The following is a 19,784-nucleotide window of genomic DNA, read 5'->3' on the forward strand; positions in this document are numbered from 1 at the left end:
ACCCGCCAGCGTGGGGACAGCTCGCAATTTTCATGAAAATTGCGAACTGTCCCCACACGTTTGCAGCAGGAGCTGTCACCACGCGGGCACGGGTCACCCGCGGCGGGGGCGCAGGGCGAGGACGAGGGCGGTGCTCAGCACGAGCAGGGCGGCGCCGGCGCAGAACAGCGGGGTGGGGGAGAGGCCGCTGCTGGCGGCGGGCGAAACCGCGTTGCGCTGCTGGGCACCCTCGTCGGTGAAGGCCCCGGGGCGCAGCTCGCCCTGCGCCTCGATGTTCCGGTGCGCACCGCTCGGGTTCGTGCCACCGGCCGCATCGGCGGCGCCCTCGGTCGCCCCGCCGTCGGCCCGCTCGGCGCCGCCGATGCCGCCGGGCTCCGGCGCGGCACCGGGCGGTGTGCTGCTCCGCTCCTCGGCGGGCCGGTTCACAGCGCCCCCGCCGGGACCGGGGTCCGGATCCGCGGTGGGGCCGGGGGTGGGCGCACCGCCGCCGGAACGCGAGCCCGTCGCGGTCCCGGGTTCTCCGCAGCGCACGCCGCCTTCCGGGGCCTTCGCGCGGACGGTCTGCTCGCCGATGGTGACCTGCGCGAGCGCGGCGCGGTCCGCGGGCAGGTGCGGCAGCACGCGCAGGTCGAGCAGCTTCGCCGCGGCGCCCGTCTGCCCGTCGCCCAGCGCGCCCTCGCGCAGCTCGCCGATGCTCAACCGGAGCACCCCGAGGTCGAGCGGCGGGAGGCCGGGGCCGCTGCGCGGCGCGGGGCCGATCGGCAGCTCGGCGCTCGGGTTCGCCGCGTCGAGCGTGGCGACCTCCTCGCCACCGCGGGTGATCCGCAGCACCGGTGCCTCGTAGTCCACTGTGGATTCTTCCGGGTCGCCGGTGGCGGTCACCGACAGCACCGGCCGGTGCACGACGTCCACGCCGATCTCCCGGTCCGTGCCGGCGAACAGGCGGACGCTGCCCAGGCTGATCCGCGAGGTGGACCGCACGGCCTTGCCGGGCCCCGCCGGGTTGTCGACGAGGCGCACCGTGGAGTGGCTGTGCGCGACGTCGGGGATGCGCACCAGCGATCCGGACGGCGCGCCCAGCAGCCCGCCGAGGTCCTGCAACCGCGGATCGACGCCCTGCGTCGCGGGCAGCTCGTTCACCGCCGCCGCCTGGCCCAGGGAGAACCGAGCGTCGGCGATCGGGTCGACGCACGGCCCGCGCTGCTCGCTCCAGCGCGCGTGCGCCCTGCCGGACAACCCGGCCGCATCGACCTCGCCGCGGGCCTGCTCCGGCATCCGCAGCCCGGTGACTTCCGGCTGCGCGTTGTCGGGAACCGCCGCCTGCAGGACCGTGCCGGGCAGCCGCGGGGCTCTGCCGCCCAGCCCGACCGCGACCGGTGCCGCGCGGGCCTTGGCGCGTTCGCTCGCGAGGAAGGCCTCCGAGTTGGCCGTGGCGCTGGTGATGCCGAACCCGACTGCGGCGACGGACTGCTTCGGCAGCGTCCCCTCGAACTCCGGGTCGTTCATGATCGTGTCCGGCGTGACCGTGCGCGGCAGGATCCGCACCCCGCCGAGCATCGCGCCCGCCTCGCCGAGCACCGGTGGCTGCGTCCGCGGCTCGGAGGCCGGTGGCTGGTCGGGATCGGCCGGCTCCGGCACGGGGGTCGTCGGCGGGGCGGACTGGGCCGCAGCGGCTGGTGCGCCGAGCGCGGCGCACACCACCGGGACGGCGATGAGGGCGACGAGGTGACGTGCGGTGGTGCGATGGCTCCGCGCGGACCGGTTTGCGCTCATCCGGCTCCCCTCCATGACGGACGGCACGGTGACGAGCGTCACGTGATCTCACAACGAGCCGGGGGCGTGCGGGTGACGCGAGGGGGTGGTGCGCGGCGCCGCGGGGCGGCCGGGTAGACTCGTGCGCGCAACGCCGCCGTAGCTCAGACGGTCAGAGCGACGCACTCGTAATGCGTAGGTCAGGGGTTCGAATCCCCTCGGCGGCTCCGGTGCCGAGCAGGCCCCTTCCGCGAGTCGGGAGGGGCCTGCTCGCGTTTCGGGCACCGCTCGCCCGGTGCGTCCGGGGTCTCGCGGCTGATCGGCCCGCTCGACCCCGCGCCCGACCGGTGCGCGTCCCGAGCGTCTCCCCGGTGTGGCGGGTGCCCGCCGCTGCTGGTGTCCGCAGCGACGTCCGCAGCGGCCGGCGGTCGTTTCTCCGGGGCGCGGACAGGTGCGGCGGGCAACCGCGCGTTCCCGAAGTCCGTCCTGTTCGGACTGCTCGTTTCTGCCGCGTTGAACGCGGTGTTATGCGTGGTGCTGTGTGGCGGGGACGAGTTCCGGAGTCACGAGAGGGGCCCTCGCTTCCCGGAGACGACGCCGCCGTAGGTCTGGGGTGCGTAGGTGAAGATGGCATCGGCCATGTGCGGCAGTTGCTGGCTGGCTACGGGCAGCGGTAGCCGGTATAGGCCGGGTTCTTCCTTCAGCGACCAGTAGCCCCTCATGTTCGGGTGGGCCTGGCCGAAGGGTTCGGGACTGTGTGCTTGGAGTTCCAGTGAGATGCTGGTGCGGTCGGCTTTGAAGTAGATGGGGTGCTCGACGTTGCTGACGCGCAGCGGGGTGCTCACGCGGAGACGAGCGGCGGAGAGCTCCTCCCAGCGCACGGCGAAACCCGGCCTCGTCGGGGGTTGGAACCGCACGCCGGTGCGGTCGAAGGTGAGGTGACGTTTGCCGGTCATCGCCTTCCAGAAGATCACGGTGATGTAGCCCGGAGCTCCGAGGAACAGGCCGATGAGCAGCGTGACGATCGCCGCGCCCGTCTGCATCGGGGTGGGCGGGAACCCTTGTCCGTCACCGGTGGCGAAGCCGTAGACGGCGGTGACGATGAGCGCCGTTCCCAGGAGGAGGGAGAGACCCAGACCTGCCTTGATGAACGTCGATGGGGGTCCGCCGAAGGTGATGGTGACCGCGTTCTGCCGTGCGGCGAGCGAGGGCGTGTTCTGCTGTTGGGGGTCCGTCACAGTGTTCCGCTCCAACCCGTCGGTTTGTTCTCCGGGCGCTTCGTCCCGTCGTGCTGGCCCGTTTCGTCCGGTGGGGCGTTGTCCAGCTCGGTCGTCTTCTTCACGCCTTCCCAGCCGAGCTTGGCCGCGTCGTTGCCCGTGTCCACGTGCCAGCCGAAGCTCTGTTGCTCGCGCAACGGAGTGGGAAGTGAGAACTTCCCGACTGCGGCACTCTCATCGAGAGACCCTTGTCCGTGATACCCAGGAACACCCGTCTTGGTGAGTTGGCCGCGGTGCATTCCCGTCGTCCCGGTTACAGCAGCGGCTCCCTTGCGCATGCCGGTGGCAAGTTGGCCGATGCCGTGCCCGAACTCCTCGAGCGCGTTCCAGGCCTTCTTGAAGGCGGAGACGATCTTCGAGATCCACTCGCTGATCTTGCCGGCCCATTTCGTGGCCCGGCGCACGATGTCGGCGATGGCGGCGGGTGCGGCGAGACCGGCGCTGACGAGGCCTGCGATCGCCCATTCTGCTGCGGCCGCGATGATCTCGCCGACGGCCTGGGCGATCATGTCCCGCACGATTCCGCGGACCACGGAGATGACCGTGCCGATGGTCTTCACACCCGCGGCCATCGAGGAGCACGCCGCGCCCACGGCTGCGTGCAGCTGCTTCTGCTGATCGGCCGTGGCCCGGTAGGCCTCGCCCGCCGGGCCGGCCCAGTCGCCGGTGGCCTGTTTGACCGCGTTCTGGAACTGCTGGGAGCCGTCGTCGATCTCCTGGCCGATGTTCTTCCACGTCTGGCTCATCGCGTCGATCGCGGGGGGATCCCCGGCGAGCCAGTCCAACGGTTCGCGCAGGAAGGACACGTGCTCCATCGCCCAGCCGACGCCGGCGGACGCGAGCATGGCGAGGGGATCGGCGAGTCCGGCGACCCCGTCGAGGGCCGTGCCGGCGCCCTGGGCGAGTCCCTCCGCCCAGTCGCCGCTGCCGAAGGCGTCGACGGTCTTCGACGCCGAGTCGATGGGACCGGCCCCGTTGGTTATGGATTCCTTGCCGATCCAAGGCCCGTCACCCTTGCTGCGCGGCTGTTCGATCAGGTCGTTCTCGCTCATGTCACCCCTGCCGGACCTGGTTGAGCGCGTCGACGGCCGCGCCGTCGGAGTTCTCGTAGTCGTCGGCGGTGCTGCGCACGTCGTCCGCGAGGGACTTCGTGGACTCCGCGAGCTGCTGGACCATGCCCGTCACCTGGGCCTCCTTGGCGATGACGGCCGAGGCGAGGAACTGGCCGATCACGCCGAAGGCGTCGGTGTTGAGCGTGGTCTGCCCAGCTGCCTGCGCCGCGGCGTCGAACGTGCCGGCGACGTCGTCGACGGCCCCCGCGTGCCGCCGCAGCTGTTCCGGGGAGGCCTGGAATCCGTTCTCGCCCACCGGTCACCCCCGCAGCCACGTGCCGTCGCCGAAGTCCTCGTCCTCGTCCGGGTCCTCCGGACCGGGGCGGGTGTCCTGCTGGGCACCCTGGTCGCTGCCGGAGGGGGCGCTGGTGACGCTGTTCAGCATGAAGTCGAACGCCGCGCCGTCGCCCATCTCCGGCTGGACGGCCTCGCGGAGCTGCTCGCTCGCCCGCGTCTGCGCGCGGTTGACGCAGTCGAGGACCTCCTGGGCCAGTCCCTCCGGGTCGCGGCGCTTGATGCCGCTGCCGAAGGAGAGGTCGACGAGGTTGCCCGAGCTGTTGACGGTGACCGAGACCTCGCGGTCGCCGCTGCGCTCGGTCACCTGCACGCCCCCGATCGCCTCGTTGATGCGCTGGCTCTTCGCTTCCGCTTCGCGCAGTTTGTTCTGGTAGTCCGCCAGCAACTGGTCGGGATCGGTCGGATCGGACATCGTGCCTCCGGGGTTCCGGGTCGTTCTTCCGGGGACTCTAAGGGATCGGGGAGGCCGGTTGGACGGGTTCGCGCGCACCGGGTGCGCGAGTGGCGCGGGTCACGCGTCCGACTCGGGGAGGGAGGAGCGCTCGTTTTCGCGCCAGTGCTGCGTCATCACACGATGGGGCAGTGACGCGCCGTAGGGCGAAATGTCCGCCCGCCGCTGCGCGGTCTGGTTCCGGCGGCTGACGCTGCGGCTCGTCGTGCGCGTAGCGTGTCCGCACCGGGAAACGGCGTGTTCCTGTGGGCGAGCGCTCGCTCCCCCGCGGAAGGGGTGGCGCGCCGGATCCGGCCCGTTCGGCGCGCGATCGAAGTGCGCGCCGTCGCGGGCGTCCCTAAGGTCCACTGTGGTCGCTGGAGCGGCCGCGGCAACGTCCCTCCCGTCGCGGGACGAAGACCCGTTCGACGCCCGAGGAGTGAACTCCACGATGGCGGAAAAGCGGAAGAGAGTGCTCGGTGCGCTGGCCGCATCGGCGGTGATCGTGCTGCTGTGCGGCATCGGAGCTGCGATCGCGTGGCCGCTGATCGCCTTGCGGTTCGCCGCTGTCGAGTTACCTCCGTCCACGTCGGAACAGCACGTGCAGCGGTCCGTGCTCTCCACCGTCGTCTGCCCCGGGGATTCCGGATCCGCAATTCCGGGGTGTCGAACGATTCCTTCCACTGTGTCCGGTCAACCGGCGGTACTGCTCGGGCCGGCGGAGGCGTGAACACCCGCGAGCAGCGGGGAGACGAACGTCCCTGATCGACTACAGTGGACAACGCAGAGCCGCGGCTGGCGGTCGGCGCAGTGCGGAAGCGCCGCGGGGGAGGCGCCTCGTCCCCCGCCGCGCGGCGGCGTTCTCCCCCGGCCTGACCCCCGGGGCCGGCCTCCCCGGCCCGGCGCGTGCGCGCCACTCCGCGCCCTCCCGGTCCGCCGAGCCGCCGCACGCCCGCGCGACGGCGCTCGCGGCGCCTCCGCGCCCGCGTCCGCACGGCATCCGCGGGCGGGTTCGGTCACCGTGCGTGTCAACCCCGCGAGCTCCGCGGAACGATCATGCCCGCGGAATATTCCACTTACTCCGTGTCAGCGATCACTCGCAGGGCGGATGCACCCAGTTGCGAGCCGGATCCGGCGTGCTGTCACAGTGGCAGCCCCCGAATCGAGCGGCGTGTGGCCGTGTCCGACCGAGCGCTGGCGGTGTTGCGGTCTCGTCTGCCGTGTCCGTTTCATCCGCGGCACGCGGACCAGCCCCCGTGTGGCCTACCCGGGCATCACCCCCATGGCCGATTGTCGCCGTGCTCGGGGACCATTTCGATCGCAGTGATGCCGGAAGGATCGAACTCCATGGAGCGAGTGGACGCGGGAATCGTCGGTGGTGGCTTAATCACCGAGGACGTCACGACGCAGGACTGGGAACGGCGGATCGCCGAGCGCTCCGAGCGCTTGTACCGCGCACGCTTGCTGCGCCGGTTCCTCCTGCTCTGGGTGTACCCGGGCAACGCGTTGCTGGTGCTGTGCACGCTGGTCGGCACGGTGATGACCTGGCCCTCGCCACTCCTGCCGGTCGCCGGGTTCACGGTGCTGGTCGTCTCGGGCGCGATCGGTGGGCGGTTGGCCTACCTGCAGCACCTGCGGGTGCGCTCGGTGCGGGCGGAGCTGCGCACGCTGGAGACGGCCTACCGCGAGCAGCGCCTGGCCGAGGTGGACTCCGACGACCTGCTCGGCACGCAGAAGCGCTACCGCGCGGAACTGCCCGAGATCATCGGCCGGTACCGCGCGGCCGCCCGCGAGGACCGGCGCAAGGACGCCCTGTTGCAGAGCGTGGTGATCGGTGGTTCGATCATCGCGGCCACCACGAGCGGGTTGTCCCTGTCGCTGGCCGGGGCGCACTGGGGGGCAGTGGTGCTGAGCCTGCTGGTCGCCGTGGCGGCGGCCTTCGCGGGGCACGGCCAGTTCCGCGAGCGCGCGTCCACGTGGCAGCGCACGGCCGACGCGCTGGAGCGCGAGTACGAGGCCGTGGAACTGCGGGTCGGGCGTTACCGCCGGTTCGGGGACGAGCGCGACGCCTACGCCGAGTTCGCCGACGCGGTCCTCGCGCTGCGCGGTCCGGCGCTGCGCTCGCCGGGTGCCGATGTCGACGTCACGTGACGGCGACGCGGTGGCAGCGACGGGGGCGGCGACAGGGGACATGACGCAGCGGAGTGGCTGAACGGTGAAATCCGCCGCATGTCCCCGAAAGTGCGATGCGCTTCCCGCGCGATTCGTGACGGTGCGTGCGAATTCGCCGAGTACGTGATCGCTGAATGGTGTCCGAGCGAGTTTCCGTAATCTTCGGCGCCGCGCACACCTAACCGCCTGCAGGAAGGAGCTAGGCGATGAAACGCACGCTGAGCGCGGCGACGTCGGTGGTGGTCGGCGGCGCGGGCGCGGTCGCTTTCCCCGCCGCGGCCCTCGCCGCACCGGCCGACCAGTCCGCTGAAGAGGTCGCCGCCCAGAACGCCACCGGAGCGGCGCTGCACACGGCAGGTGCCGTGCACTCCGCGACGCAGACCGTCGGAGACGTCGTCTCGGCTCCGGAGGAGCTGGCCACCGGCGCCAAGGCGCAGGACCCGCTGGCCCCCGTGACCAGCCTGCTCGAGAAGGTCGTCGGCACCGTCACCGGCCTCGCGCAGCAACAGCAGCAGAAGTCCGCCGACGCGCTGCCCGACGAGGTGACGGGCACGCTGGACTCGGCCACCTCGCAGGTACCGGCGGTGGACCAGGTGGCCGGCCAGCTGACCGGCGACTCCGCGCCCCGCAGCGGCCTCGGCAACCCCCTCGGCAACCCCCTCGGCAACCCCCTCGGTGAGGTCAACGGCCTGCTCGGCGAGGGGCACAGCCCCGTCACCGGCCTCACCGAGGCGCTCGGTGGCAGCGACAGCCGCAGCCTCGGCAGCCCGGGCCTGCCCACCGACCAGATCACCGGTGACCTGCCGGTCGAGGACCTCGCTCCGGTCGGCCCGACCCTGCCCGCCGAGCAGGGCGAGCGCTCCGCTCCCCGGTCGGTGCCCGGTACCGAAACCGCGCAGCAGGCCGCCGACACCGCGCAGCACAGCGCCGAGAGCGTGCCCGCGCCCGCGCAGGCCTCGGAGACCGACGGCGCGGAGCAGCCGCAGGTCGGTCCGCTCAACGGTCTGACCAGCGAGGACGGCCTGGTGGGCGGGGTCACCGGCGAGATCCCGGTGGACAACCCGACGCCGGAGAACGTCAGCGAGGTCCCGCAGCGGCTCACCGGTGAACTGCCGGTGGACGCCCCGAAGAGCGAGAGCCCGCTGCACACCGACGCGGTCGGCGCGGTCGGCGACGTCGTGCAGAACGGCCCGCTGAACAGCCTCGGCTGACGAACCACCGCGCTACTCGTTCGGGTCCGGACGAACAAGACCCCGGCCAGCTGGCCGGGGTCTTGTTCGTGCCGGGAGCGAGCTCCCGGGCGTGCGCCGTCGGCGTCAGTGCGCGCCCTGGTCCTTGGCGCGCTTGTAGGAGGCGTTGATCTCCTCCTCGGCCTCGGCGCGGCCGGCCCAGGTGGCGCCTTCCACGCTCTTGCCCGGCTCGAGGTCCTTGTACACCTCGAAGAAGTGCTGGATCTCCAGCTTGTCGAACTCGGGCACGTGGTGGATGTCCCGCAGGTGCTCCTGACGCGGGTCGTCGGAGGGCACCGCGATGATCTTGTCGTCGCCGCCCTTCTCGTCCCGCATGCGGAACATGCCGATGGGGCGGGCGGTGACCAGGCAGCCCGGGAACGTGGGTTCCTGGATGAGCACCAGGGCGTCCAGCGGGTCGCCGTCCTCGCCCAGCGTGTGCTCGATGAACCCGTAGTCCGCCGGGTACTGGGTGGCCGTGAACAGGGTCCGGTCCAGGCGGATCCGCCCGGACTCGTGGTCCACCTCGTACTTGTTCCGATACCCCTTGGGTATCTCGATCACGACGTCGAAGTCCACGCGTTCCTCACTAGTCCTCGGTGTGCAATGCGGGCGCGGTCTTCCCGCGCGCGGCCACGTCTAGTGTGGACCACGGTGGCGCCGTGGGCGCCACCGCAGTGTGACAGCTCGCAATCCGGCAGGGTGGCGACCGGGCAAGGAGGAGCACGTGGCCGAACCCCAGGTCCCCGGGGGCGACGGGCCCGACGGCAGCGTTCCGGACACGGGGGAAGCAGCCCGCGGCGAAGCGTCCGAGCAGGTCAACGAGGTCTCGAACGATTCCGGGGAGCAGCGGGCCGAGCAGGGCGGCGAGGACTCCGGCGGGACGCGTGAGGCGGGTGCGGCTCCCGGGGGCGCGACCCCGACCGGCGCCGGTTCGGAGGACGGCACCGCGGGGGCCGCCGATGAGGGCGTGGTGTGGCCGACGGAGGAGGACACCGCCCGCGCGGCCGAGACCGGACCAGATGCGAGCGGCCTGACCGCCGGGACGGATCGCCTCCCCATCGACGCCGCCGGGACGGGCGCGGGTGAGACGAACGCCACAGGACGCTCCGGCGGTGCGGTGGCCGGTTCCGCCGGGGCGGGCGGAACCCCGGGGACGGACGCGCCAGGTGCGCCGGGGGCGCCCGCCGAGGCGGCGGCGGAGAGCACCCGGAGCATCGCGCCCGTCGAGGACGCGGCGCGCGAGACCGGGGCGGGCGTGGAGGACGAGAGCTCGTCCGAGCAGACCCGGCGCCTCCCCGTCGTGCCGCCGGAGGCGGCCGCCCCCGGTACGGCCGCCCCGCAGGCGGGCGGGAGCGCGGTCGGGGGAGGACCGGCCGGGGAGGAGTCGGACGCCGAGCGCACGGCGAACATCCCGGTCGTGCCGGGTGAGCAGCCGGGATCCGGGGGCACCCAGCCGCACGCCGTCCGACCTCCCGCGTCGCAGCCCCGGAACCATCCCCAGCAGCAGGACCAGCAGCCCCCGGGCGATGCGCAGCCGACGCAGTACATTCCGCGCCTCGACCCCGGTGCCGCGCCCGCCGCGGCGCGCCCGGAGGACTTCGGCTTCGGCGCGAGCGCTCCGCCGGCCGGTCCCGCGGCCCGGGGCGAGACCCCCCGGGACGACACCGGCGCCCAGGTCCGCACCGGCGAGCGGGGCACCCCGCCCGCGGAGCCCGCGAGCCCGCCGGAGCGCGCGGCGCACTCCCCGGCCGGACCGGCCTCCCGGCCCGCGGGCGAAGCGGCGGGTCCCGGAACGGGCGCGCCTGACCCGGTCGAGCCGCCCCAGAACGAGCCGCCCCAGGCCGCACCGGCGCAGACCGCACCAGCGCAGGGCGAGCCCGCCGCGGGCAAGCGGCGCCCCGTCCTGCTGGTCGGCGCGGCGGCGCTCGTGGCGGTCCTCGTGCTGGGTGCGGCCTTCCTGCCCGGGCTGTTCGGCTCCGGCCCGGCGGCACCACCTCCGGCGCCGGTGCAGCTGAACCCGGCGGTCAACCCCGTCGACGGCGCCGGAGCGCCCACGCCGACCAGGCAGGGCATCGAGGCGCAGCTGTCCGGGGAGCTGCGCAACCCCGCGCTCGGGACCTTCTCCGGCACCGTGGTCGACGCCCGCACGGGCGAGACGCTGTGGGCGCGGGAACCGGGGCGCGGGATGGTGCCCGGCTCCACCGCCAAGGTGCTCACCGCCGCGGCGGCGCTGCTCACGCTCGACCCGGACCACCGCTTCACCACGAAGGTCGTGCAGGGCGGCGAGCCGGGCAGCGTGGTGCTCGTCGGCGGCGGCGATCCGACGCTGAGCAAGCTGCCCGCGGGCCGCGAGTCGGTCTACGGCGAGGTCGCACACCTCGACGACCTGGCCGCGCAGGTCGAGCGGGCCGCCGGCGGCGACGTCGAGTCGGTGCGGTTCGACACCTCGCGCTACGCGGGAGATCCGATGGGGCCCGCCTGGGACCCGGCGGACATCGCCGGTGGCTACATCACCCCGATCGAGCCGATGATGCTCGACGGCGGGCGCGCCGACCCGACCGCGGAGAGCAGCAGGCGCACCCAGCAGCCCGCCCTGCAGGTGGCGCACGGCCTGGCCTCCCGCCTGGGCCTGCACGGGCTGCAGGTCAGCGAGGGGGAGGCGCCGGAGAACGCCCGCGTGCTGGGCGAGGTGCGCTCGCCGACGGTGCGCGAGCTGGTGGAGAACATGCTCCAGCACTCGGACAACATCATGGCCGAGGTCATGGCCCACGAGGTCGCGATCGCCACGGGGCACGAGCCCTCCTTCGAGGGGGCGACGCAGGCGGTGCGCTCGGTGCTCGCCCGGCACGGCGTCGACCTCGGCGGGACCGACCTCGCCGACGGCAGCGGCATGTCCACGCAGAACCGCATCACCCCGCGGACGCTGGGCAGCGTGCTGCACCTGCTCGCCCGGCCGGGGCGGAACGGCTCGGTGCCCGCCGACACGGCGAAGCTGCGCGGGTTGCTTCCGGGGCTGCCCGTGGCCGGCGGCAGCGGCAGCCTCGAGGACCGCTACCAGGGCAGCGACGGCCGCGGCTGGGTGCGCGCGAAGACCGGCACGCTCAGCGGGGTGAACAGCCTGGCGGGCACGGTGCTCACCGCGGACGGGCGCGTGCTCGTGTTCGCCCTCATGTCGAACGGCCCCAGCCCGGCCGAGGCGCGCCCCGCGCTGGACGCGGTGGCGGCGGGGCTGCGCGGCTGCGGCTGCCGGTGAAACACCCGAACGGTGAGGTGCCCGCGCGGGCTGCTGACGGCGTACGGTCGGCTGTGTGCAGGCTCATCCGGTAGACACGCGCACCGGCCCCGCCACCATGGACTGGAACACGGCGGTGGCCACGGGGACCCGGCTGCTCAAACCGGGTCCGGAAGTACCGCGGGACGAGGCCGAGCGCGCCGTGCGCGACCTCCGGCGGTTCAGCACCGAGGCGGAGGCCCACGTCCGCGAGATCACCGGGCTCGGGCGCGAGCTCCCCGTGCTGGAGGGCGCCGTGCTGGACCGGCCGGACTGGGTGCGCGCCGCAGCGCAGGGGCTGAACGAGCTGACCGGGACCGCGGCCGCGATCGCGGAGGCCCGCGGTGCTTCCCAGGACCGCCTGCTGCCCGGGTGGAGCGCGCGCAGCGCCGGTGTGCAGACCGGCGTGGTGCTGGCCTACCTCGGCGGCAAGGTGCTGGGGCAGTTCGACCCGTTCGGGCAGTCCGGCGTGCCCGGCCAGCACGGGCGGCTGATGCTGGTGGCGCCGAACGTCGTCGCCGCCGAGCGCGCCCTCGCCGTGCCGGTGGAGGACTTCCGCATGTGGGTCTGCCTGCACGAGTCGACGCACCGGTTGCAGTTCAACGCGGTGCCGTGGCTGCGCGACCACTTCGCGACGAGCCTCGGCGAGCTGCTGTCCGAGATGACCGACTCCGCCTCCCAGGTGCTCAGCCGCCTGCCCTCGGCGGTGCGCGAGCTGCGTTCCGGCCGCCACTCCGCGGGCGCCAGCCCGGGCGTGCTCGGCGTGCTGGAAGTGCTGCAGACCCCCGAGCAGCGGGCCGCGCTGGACCGCATCATCGCCCTGTCCACCCTGCTGGAGGGGCACGCCGACCACGTCATGGATGCGGTCGGGCCGCGCGTGATCCCGAGCGTGGCCACGATCCGCGAGCGGTTCACGCGCCGCCGGGAAGGCGGCGGGGTGCTCGACCGCCTGCTGCGCAGCCTGCTCGGGATGGACGCCAAGATCCAGCAGTACGCCCGGGGCGCCGAGTTCACCCGCAACGTGGTGGACCGCGTGGGCATGGCGGGTTTCAACGCGGTGTGGCAGGGGCCGGAGAACCTGCCCACGCGGGCCGAGATCGTCGCGCCGGAGCGGTGGATCAGCCGGGTCCACGGCTGAGTGCGGACCGCGCCGCCCAGCGCATCCGCGCCGGACCGCCGCGCCAGAATGGTCGCGTGCCTGCTCCAGCCGCGTCCGTCAGCGCGATCCGCACGGCCGTGCGCCGCCTGCTCGGCCGCTCCCGCGTCCCGGCGGAGTACCGCACCGCCCCGCTGGCGGTGGCCTGCTCCGGCGGTGCGGACTCGCTGGCCTTGGCGGCCGCTGCGGTGCACGAGGCGCGCGGCCGCGAGGTGCACGGCCTGGTCGTGGACCACGGCCTGCAGTCCGGTTCGGCCGCGGTGGCCGAGCGCGCCGCCGAGCAGCTGCGCGAGTCGGGGTGCACCGCGGTGCGGGTGCTGCCGGTGGAGGTGACCGGCTCCGGCGGGCTGGAGGCGGCGGCGCGGCGCGCCCGGTACGCGGCGCTGCGGCGGGCCCGGCCGGAGGGCTCGCTGGTGCTGCTGGGGCACACGCTGGACGACCAGGCGGAGTCGGTGCTGCTGGGGCTCGGGCGCGGCTCCGGGGCCCGGTCGCTGGCGGGCATGCGCGCGTGGGACCCGCCGTGGGTGCGGCCGCTGCTGGGGGTGCGCCGGGAGACGACGGCGGCGGCGTGCGCGGCGCTGGGGCTCCGGCCGTGGCAGGACCCGCACAACGCCGACGCCCGTTTCGCCCGAGTGCGATTGCGCACAGAGGCACTGCCGCTGCTGGACGGGATCCTCCGCGGCGGGGTGCACGCGGCGCTGGGGCGCACCGCGGAGCAGCTGCGCGAGGACGCCGACGCGCTGGACGCCTGGGCGGCCGAGACGCTCGGGCGGGTGGCGACGGACGACGGCCTCGACGCCTCCGCTCTGGCGCGCTGTCCAGCGGCGTTGCGGCGCAGGGTGTTGCGGGACTGGCTCCGCGGGCGCGGTGCGGGCGCGTTGACGGACGCACACCTGCGCGCGGCGGACCGGCTGGTGGGAGACTGGCGGGGCCAGGGGGGCCACCTCCTCCCCGGCGGCTTGGTCGTCCGCAGGGAACATGGCACGCTCTTCGTGGAAGGAGCGGACCGCAAGCCGCCGAACGGGTGATCATCGCGGTGGTGCGGCCGCGGCGCTCGCGCGGGTGCGGGGTGCAGAGAGCGAATCAAGACAAGAGGGGAACCCGGGCCGTGTACGACGGCGATATTGCGTCCGAGCTCATCAGCGAGCAGCAGATCCGCGAGAAGGTGTCCGAGCTGGCCGGGCGGGTGGCCGCGGACTACCAGGGCGCCCAGGGGGATCTGGTGCTGGTCGGTGTGCTCAAGGGCGCGGTCCTGTTCATGACGGACTTCGCGCGCGCGTTCCCGCGACCGTCGCAGCTGGAGTTCATGGCGGTCAGCTCGTACGGATCGTCGACGTCCTCGTCCGGGGTGGTGCGCATCCTCAAGGACCTGGACCGGGACATCGCGGGCCAGCACGTGCTCGTCCTGGAGGACATCATCGACTCGGGGCTGACGCTGTCCTGGCTGCTGAAGAACCTCCAGGCGCGCGACCCGGCCTCGCTGGGGGTGTGCACGCTGCTGCGCAAACCGGACGCGGTGCGGGTGGACGTGCCCGTCGAGTACGTCGGCTTCGACATCCCGAACGAGTTCGTGGTCGGCTACGGCCTCGACTTCGCGGAGCGCTACCGCGATCTGCCGTACATCGGCACGTTGGACCCGAAGGTGTATACGTCGGGTGTGTGAGGCGGTCACGGTTGACCGCGGAGCGTGCTCGCGTGGATCTCGTGCGCGAGCGCTCGGGGGCTGACCGCGTGACCGGCGTCTCGCCGGGAGTAGGCTGGTCGTCCCGCGTCGTGCTCGGCGTGGTGGCGCGGTCGCGTCTGCCGGTACGCTGGTCGGAAGGGTCGACGGCCACCCGAATGTCCGTGTCAGCCGAGCGTGCCGTTGCCCAAGTGACAGTCAGGGAGGGTCGAGGCCGCTCGCCGGCCGCAAGTGAATGGACCGAAAGCGCCTGCTCCGCAACCCGCTGCTGTGGATACTCGTCGTCGTGCTGCTGGTCACCGGCGTCAGCATGCTCATGGACGAGACCCGCGCCTACGAGGACGTCTCCACTTCGGACGCCCTGAGCCAGATTCGCCAGGGCAAGGTGGCCGAGGCCACGATCGAGGACAAGGAGCAGCGGGTTCGCCTGACCCTCAAGGAGGGGCAGGAGTTCAACGGCAACAACATGCTCATCGCCGAGTACCCGGCCGGTGAGACGAACCAGTTGGTCAGCGCCATCCAGGACGGCGACCTGAACAACTGGAACACCAAGGTCACCCAGGAGTCCATCTGGTCGACGCTGCTCATCTACCTGCTGCCGCTGGGCCTGGTGCTGCTGCTGCTGTGGTTCATGATGAGCAACATGCAGGGCGGCGGTAACCGCATCCTGAACTTCAGCAAGTCCAAGGCGAAGCAGTTCACCAAGGACATGCCGCAGACGCTGTTCCCGGACGTCGCGGGTGCGGACGAGGCCGTCGAGGAGCTGCACGAGGTCAAGGACTTCCTGCAGCAGCCCGGCCGGTACCAGCAGCTGGGCGCGAAGATCCCGAAGGGCGTGCTGCTCTACGGCGCCCCGGGTACGGGCAAGACCCTCCTGGCCCGGGCCGTGGCGGGCGAGGCCGGCGTGCCGTTCTACTCGATCTCCGGTTCGGACTTCGTCGAGATGTTCGTCGGTGTCGGCGCCTCCCGCGTGCGGGACCTGTTCGAGCAGGCCAAGCAGAACGCGCCCTGCATCGTCTTCGTCGACGAGATCGACGCGGTCGGCCGCCAGCGCGGCGCGGGCATGGGCGGCGGCCACGACGAGCGCGAGCAGACGCTGAACCAGCTGCTGGTGGAGATGGACGGTTTCGACTCGCACGGCGGCATCATCCTCATCGCCGCGACGAACCGACCGGACATCCTCGACCCGGCGCTGCTGCGCCCGGGCCGGTTCGACCGGCAGATCCCGATCCCGGCGCCGGACCTGCGCGGCCGCCGCGCGATCCTGAACGTGCACGCCAAGGGCAAGCCGATCGCCCCGGGCGCGGACATGGAGGGCCTGGCCAAGCGCACGGTCGGCTTCTCCGGTGCCGACCTGGAGAACGTGGTCAACGAGGCCGCGCTGCTCACCGCCCGCGAGGGCCAGCAGCAGATCACCGGCCCCGCGCTGGAGGAGGCGGTCGACCGCGTGATCGGCGGACCGCGCCGCAAGACCAAGGTCATCTCCGACCAGGACAAGAAGATCACCGCCTACCACGAGGGCGGGCACGCGCTGGCCGCGTGGGCCATGCCCGACCTGGACCCGGTGTACAAGCTGACGATCCTGCCGCGCGGGCGCACCGGCGGGCACGCCCTGACCGTGCCCGAGGACGACAAGGACATGCTCACCCGCTCGGAGATGATCGCCCGGCTGGTGTTCGCCCTGGGCGGCCGAGCCGCGGAGGAGCTGGTCTTCCACGAGCCCACGACCGGCGCGTCCAGCGACATCGAGCAGGCCACGAAGATCGCGCGGTCGATGGTCACCGAGTACGGCATGACGGCGCGGCTCGGCGCGGTCAAGTACGGCAAGGAGGAGGGCGACCCGTTCCTCGGCCGCACCGCGGGGCAGCAGCCGAACTACTCGCTCGAGGTGGCCCACGAGATCGACGAGGAGGTGCGCAAGCTCATCGAGGCCGCGCACACCGAGGCGTGGGAGATCCTGAACACCTACCGGGACGTGCTGGACGACCTCGTCCTCGAGGTGGTGGAGAAGGAGACCCTGGTCCGGCGCGACCTGGAGCGCATCTTCGCCGACGTCACCAAGCGCCCGCGCATCACGGCGTTCAACGACTTCGGCGGCCGCACCCCCTCGGAGAAGCCGCCGGTGACGATCCCGAGCGAGCTGTCCAAGCAGCACGATCCGGACCAGCAGCCCGCGCAGGAGCAGCCGCAGGGTCCCGCGCCGGACCAGGTGTGGCAGCCGACGAACGGTTCCGGCCCGCAGCAGGAGCAGCAGCCGGCCGGCGCGGGCGCGACGCAGGGGACGGTGCAGTTCCCCGCGCCGGGTCAGCAGTCGGGCCAGTCCGACGGTTCCGGCCAGTCCGGCGGGCCGGCGTCGGCGGTCCCGCCGAACTACGGCGCGCCGCCGGGGTGGACCCCGGCCACCTCGCCGGGGGCGAACTACCCGTCGAGCGGCCAGTCCCAGCAGTACAACTGGCTGCCCTCGTGGGAGCGCGGCCAGCAGGGCCCGGCGCCGGCCGAGCGCGGGTCCGCACCGGGCCCGGACGGGACGCCGGGGCAGGACTCCGCGGACGGCGGGTCCGATTCGGACGGTACCTCCGGCGCCGAGGGCGGCCAGGAGAACGGGAACGGTTCCGCGAACCGTTGACCCGCGGCGAGCCCCGCACCCGGTGACCGAGCACGCTCCTCGGCCGGGGGCGGGGCCAGGGGTGGAGGAAAGAGCGAGTGTCCACGATCGACGGCCCGCCGGACCCGGGTGCTCCGGAGCCCATCTCGGGCAGCGCGGACCCGGACGGGTTCGCGGAGGAGGGTGCCGCCGCTCCGCGGTTCGACCACGCGCGGGCGCAGGCGGCGATCCGCGAACTGCTGCTCGCCGCGGGTGAGGACCCGGACCGCGAGGGCTTGCAGGAGACCCCGGCGCGGGTGGCGCGCGCCTACCAGGAGCTGTTCGCCGGGCTCTACACCGACCCGGACGAAGTGCTGGACAAGACCTTCGACGAGGCGCACGAGGAGCTCGTGCTGGTGCGCGAGATCCCCGTGTACAGCTTCTGCGAGCACCACCTGCTGCCGTTCCACGGCTACGCGCACGTCGGCTACATCCCGAACGAGCAGGGCCGCGTCACCGGTCTGTCCAAACTGGCCAGGCTGGTGGACCTCTACGGGCGGCGCCCCCAGGTGCAGGAGCGGTTGACCTCGCAGGTGGCCGATGCGCTGGCGCGCAGGCTGGAACCGCGCGGGGTGATCGTCGTGATCGAGGCCGAGCACCTGTGCATGGGCATGCGCGGCGTGCGCAAGGCCGGTTCCACGACGACGACCTCCGCGGTGCGCGGCATCTTCCGCAGCTCGGCGTCCTCGCGCTCCGAGGCTCTGTCACTGATAAGGGGCAACTGACATGCATTCCCGACTGGCCACGCCGGGCCGGTGCGCCGTGCTGGGCGTGCTCAACGTGACCGCGGACTCGTTCTCCGACGGCGGGCTCTACCTGGACCACGGGGCCGCGGTGCGGCACGCCGAGGAGCTCGTCGAGGCCGGTGCGGACATCGTCGACGTGGGCGGCGAGTCGACCCGCCCGGGCGCGGAGCGCGTGGACGCCGAGGTGGAGCTGGACCGCGTGCTGCCGGTGGTGCGCGAGCTCGTCGACCGCGGCATCCCGGTCAGCGTCGACACGATGCGGGCGCGGGTCGCCGAGGAGACGCTCGAGGCCGGTGCCGCCATCGTCAACGACGTCTCCGGCGGGCTGGCCGACCCGGACATGGTGCGGGTCGTGGCCGAGGCCGGCGCGCCGTTCGTGCTCATGCACTGGCGCGGGCACAGCCGCGACATGAACGAGCTCGCCCGCTACGAGGACGTGGTCGGCGAGGTGCGCGCCGAGCTCGCCGAGCGCGTCGAGGCCGCGGTGAAGGCGGGCGTGGACGAGAGCGGCATCGTGCTCGACCCCGGTCTGGGGTTCGCCAAGACGGGCGAGCACGACTGGCAGCTGCTCAACCGGCTGGACGTGCTGCTGGACCTGGGGTACCCGGTGCTCGTCGGCGCCTCCCGCAAGCGGTTCCTGGGGCGCCTGCTGGCGGACGCGGAGGGCAACCCGCGGCCGCCGGCCGGGCGGGAGACGGCGACCGCGGTGATCTCGGCGCTCTCGGCCGACCGCGGGGCCTGGGGCGTGCGGGTGCACGACGTGCGGGCCTCCCGGGACGCGATCGCCGTGACCGCGGCGTGGAACGCGGGCGGGGTGGCGTGACCGCCGCGACCGCGGCGTGGTGTCCGAGGCCGGGGTGCCTCGCGGGTCCGTCGGATCCGAGGGCTCCGAGAGCCGTGACAGCCGAGGACGAGGAGGACAGGTGGCCGACCGGATCGCACTGACCGGCCTGCGGGTGTGGGCCCGGCACGGGGTGCACGAGCACGAGAGGCGTGACGGGCAGGAGTTCCTCGTCGACGTGACGCTGTGGGTCGACCTCGGTGAGGCGGCCGCGACCGACGACGTGCGCAGCACGGTGCACTACGGCGAGCTGGCCAACCGGGTCACCGGGATCGTCGGGGGGAAGCCGCGCGATCTCATCGAGTCGGTGGCGGCCGAGGCGGCCGACGACGTCCTCGCCACGCACGGGCAGGTGCACGCCGCCGAGGTGACGATCCACAAACCGCAGGCGCCGATCGAGGTGCCGTTCGGCGATGTCGCGGTGACGATCCGGCGTTCCCGCCGCGGCGGCCGCGGCGGGCAGTGCTGAGAGGGGGCTGCCGATGAGCGCAGCGGTCCTGTCGCTGGGGTCCAACCTGGGCGACCGGTTGGGTTTCCTGCAGCTCGCCGCGGACGGGTTCGCCGGTGAGCTGCGCACCGCCTCACCGGTGTACGAGACCGCGCCGTGGGGGGTGACCGACCAGCCGGACTTCCTCAACGCGGTGCTGCTGGTGTCCTCGCCGGACTTCGGCCCGTGGGACTGGCTGCGCCGCGGTCAGGAGCTGGAGCAGCGGGCCGAGCGCGAGCGCGAGCAGCGGTGGGGCCCGCGCACCCTCGACGTCGACGTGGTCACCGTGGACGACGTGCGCAGCGATGACCCGCAGCTGCTGCTGCCGCACCCGGGCACACCGCAGCGGGCGACGGTGCTCGTCCCGTGGCTGGCCGCGGATCCGCAGGCGCACCTGCCGGGGCACGGGCCGGTGGCCGAGCTGCTGGAGCGGTTGTCGGAGGAGGAGCGCGCCGGGGTGCACCGCCGCGACGACCTGGCGTTGGTCTAGCACTCGCGGTGGCTGGTGCTCGCCGCCGTCGGCGTCCGAGCCGACGGGTTCGCAGCGAACAGATCGACGAGCCGGACCAGGCGAGTGACTGGTGGCGGTGCTCAGCGACCCGGTAGCGCCTGCACCCGTGGCCGCTCCGGTCGTCGGTGCCGCCGGGAGACGCCGCCTCCCGCGGCCGGCCTGGGCGGAGGCGGCC

General features: G+C 73.3%; 17 protein-coding genes and 1 tRNA gene. 12 read left to right on the plus strand and 6 right to left on the minus strand.

What is annotated here, in order from left to right:
- Positions 1–93 precede the first annotated feature (93 nt).
- The gene (locus ACYVJE_RS06880) at positions 94–1,773 is read right to left on the minus strand and encodes a hypothetical protein (RefSeq protein ID WP_461143762.1); all 1,680 of its coding nucleotides are present in this window, start codon (positions 1,771–1,773) and stop codon (positions 94–96) included.
- A gap of 132 nt (positions 1,774–1,905) precedes the next feature.
- Between ACYVJE_RS06880 and ACYVJE_RS06885 the strand changes: the two genes are divergently transcribed.
- Positions 1,906–1,979, plus strand: a tRNA-Thr gene (locus ACYVJE_RS06885).
- A gap of 336 nt (positions 1,980–2,315) precedes the next feature.
- On the opposite strand, the gene ACYVJE_RS06890 is transcribed toward ACYVJE_RS06885, so the two are convergent.
- The 4 genes from ACYVJE_RS06890 to ACYVJE_RS06905 are packed head-to-tail and all read right to left on the minus strand — an operon-like array spanning position 2,316 to position 4,850.
- Positions 2,316–2,990 (minus strand): hypothetical protein, encoded by a 675-nt coding sequence (locus tag ACYVJE_RS06890; RefSeq protein WP_461143763.1) that lies wholly within the window; start codon positions 2,988–2,990, stop codon positions 2,316–2,318.
- The gene (locus ACYVJE_RS06895) at positions 2,987–4,081 is read right to left on the minus strand and encodes a WXG100 family type VII secretion target (protein WP_461143764.1); all 1,095 of its coding nucleotides are present in this window, start codon (positions 4,079–4,081) and stop codon (positions 2,987–2,989) included. Before ACYVJE_RS06895 ends, ACYVJE_RS06890 begins: the two co-directional genes overlap by 4 nt.
- Before the next feature lies 1 nt (position 4,082).
- Positions 4,083–4,397: a type VII secretion target gene (locus ACYVJE_RS06900; RefSeq protein WP_461143765.1), complete on the minus strand. Its 315-nt coding sequence runs from the start codon at positions 4,395–4,397 to the stop codon at positions 4,083–4,085.
- Between the two features lie 3 nt (positions 4,398–4,400).
- Positions 4,401–4,850 carry a YbaB/EbfC family nucleoid-associated protein gene (locus tag ACYVJE_RS06905; RefSeq protein ID WP_461143766.1) on the minus strand — a complete coding sequence of 150 codons (450 nt, stop codon included), beginning with the start codon at positions 4,848–4,850 and terminating at the stop codon, positions 4,401–4,403.
- A gap of 1,365 nt (positions 4,851–6,215) precedes the next feature.
- Between ACYVJE_RS06905 and ACYVJE_RS06910 the strand changes: the two genes are divergently transcribed.
- Positions 6,216–7,019, plus strand: coding sequence for an SLATT domain-containing protein (locus ACYVJE_RS06910; protein WP_461143767.1), 804 nt, complete (start codon positions 6,216–6,218; stop codon positions 7,017–7,019).
- A gap of 227 nt (positions 7,020–7,246) precedes the next feature.
- On the plus strand, positions 7,247–8,251 hold the full coding sequence (locus ACYVJE_RS06915) for a hypothetical protein (protein WP_461143768.1): 1,005 nt from the start codon (positions 7,247–7,249) through the stop codon (positions 8,249–8,251).
- 105 nt (positions 8,252–8,356) lie between these two features.
- Here ACYVJE_RS06915 and ACYVJE_RS06920 read toward each other — a convergent pair whose 3' ends face one another.
- A complete protein-coding gene (locus tag ACYVJE_RS06920) occupies positions 8,357–8,848 on the minus strand; it encodes an inorganic diphosphatase (protein ID WP_459158020.1) in 492 nt (163 codons plus the stop codon).
- A gap of 148 nt (positions 8,849–8,996) precedes the next feature.
- Between ACYVJE_RS06920 and dacB the strand changes: the two genes are divergently transcribed.
- The 9 genes from dacB (at position 8,997) to folK (ending at position 19,588) form a co-directional block, all read left to right on the plus strand.
- Entirely contained in the window at positions 8,997–11,525 is a 2,529-nt protein-coding gene (gene dacB, locus ACYVJE_RS06925; protein WP_461143769.1) for a D-alanyl-D-alanine carboxypeptidase/D-alanyl-D-alanine endopeptidase, read from the plus strand.
- A gap of 97 nt (positions 11,526–11,622) precedes the next feature.
- Complete coding sequence (locus tag ACYVJE_RS06930; RefSeq protein ID WP_459159881.1) at positions 11,623–12,681, plus strand: zinc-dependent metalloprotease; 1,059 nt, start codon at positions 11,623–11,625, stop codon at positions 12,679–12,681.
- A 56-nt stretch (positions 12,682–12,737) separates the two neighbouring features.
- Positions 12,738–13,727 carry a tRNA lysidine(34) synthetase TilS gene (tilS, locus tag ACYVJE_RS06935; RefSeq protein ID WP_461143770.1) on the plus strand — a complete coding sequence of 330 codons (990 nt, stop codon included), beginning with the start codon at positions 12,738–12,740 and terminating at the stop codon, positions 13,725–13,727.
- Between the two features lie 80 nt (positions 13,728–13,807).
- Positions 13,808–14,362, plus strand: a complete 555-nt coding sequence (gene hpt, locus ACYVJE_RS06940; RefSeq protein WP_461143771.1) for a hypoxanthine phosphoribosyltransferase — start codon at positions 13,808–13,810, stop codon at positions 14,360–14,362.
- Positions 14,363–14,615: 253 nt separating this feature from the next.
- On the plus strand, positions 14,616–17,006 hold the full coding sequence (ftsH, locus tag ACYVJE_RS06945; RefSeq protein WP_461143772.1) for an ATP-dependent zinc metalloprotease FtsH: 2,391 nt from the start codon (positions 14,616–14,618) through the stop codon (positions 17,004–17,006).
- Positions 17,007–17,128: 122 nt separating this feature from the next.
- Complete coding sequence (gene folE, locus ACYVJE_RS06950) at positions 17,129–17,749, plus strand: GTP cyclohydrolase I FolE (protein ID WP_461143798.1); 621 nt, start codon at positions 17,129–17,131, stop codon at positions 17,747–17,749.
- A 1-nt stretch (position 17,750) separates the two neighbouring features.
- Complete coding sequence (folP, locus tag ACYVJE_RS06955) at positions 17,751–18,593, plus strand: dihydropteroate synthase (protein WP_461143773.1); 843 nt, start codon at positions 17,751–17,753, stop codon at positions 18,591–18,593.
- Positions 18,594–18,693: 100 nt separating this feature from the next.
- Complete coding sequence (gene folB / locus ACYVJE_RS06960; RefSeq protein ID WP_459158027.1) at positions 18,694–19,080, plus strand: dihydroneopterin aldolase; 387 nt, start codon at positions 18,694–18,696, stop codon at positions 19,078–19,080.
- Positions 19,081–19,093: 13 nt separating this feature from the next.
- A complete protein-coding gene (gene folK, locus ACYVJE_RS06965; protein WP_459158028.1) occupies positions 19,094–19,588 on the plus strand; it encodes a 2-amino-4-hydroxy-6-hydroxymethyldihydropteridine diphosphokinase in 495 nt (164 codons plus the stop codon).
- Positions 19,589–19,784: the final 196 nt, after the last annotated feature.

The organism is Salinifilum aidingensis, from assembly GCF_054782015.1.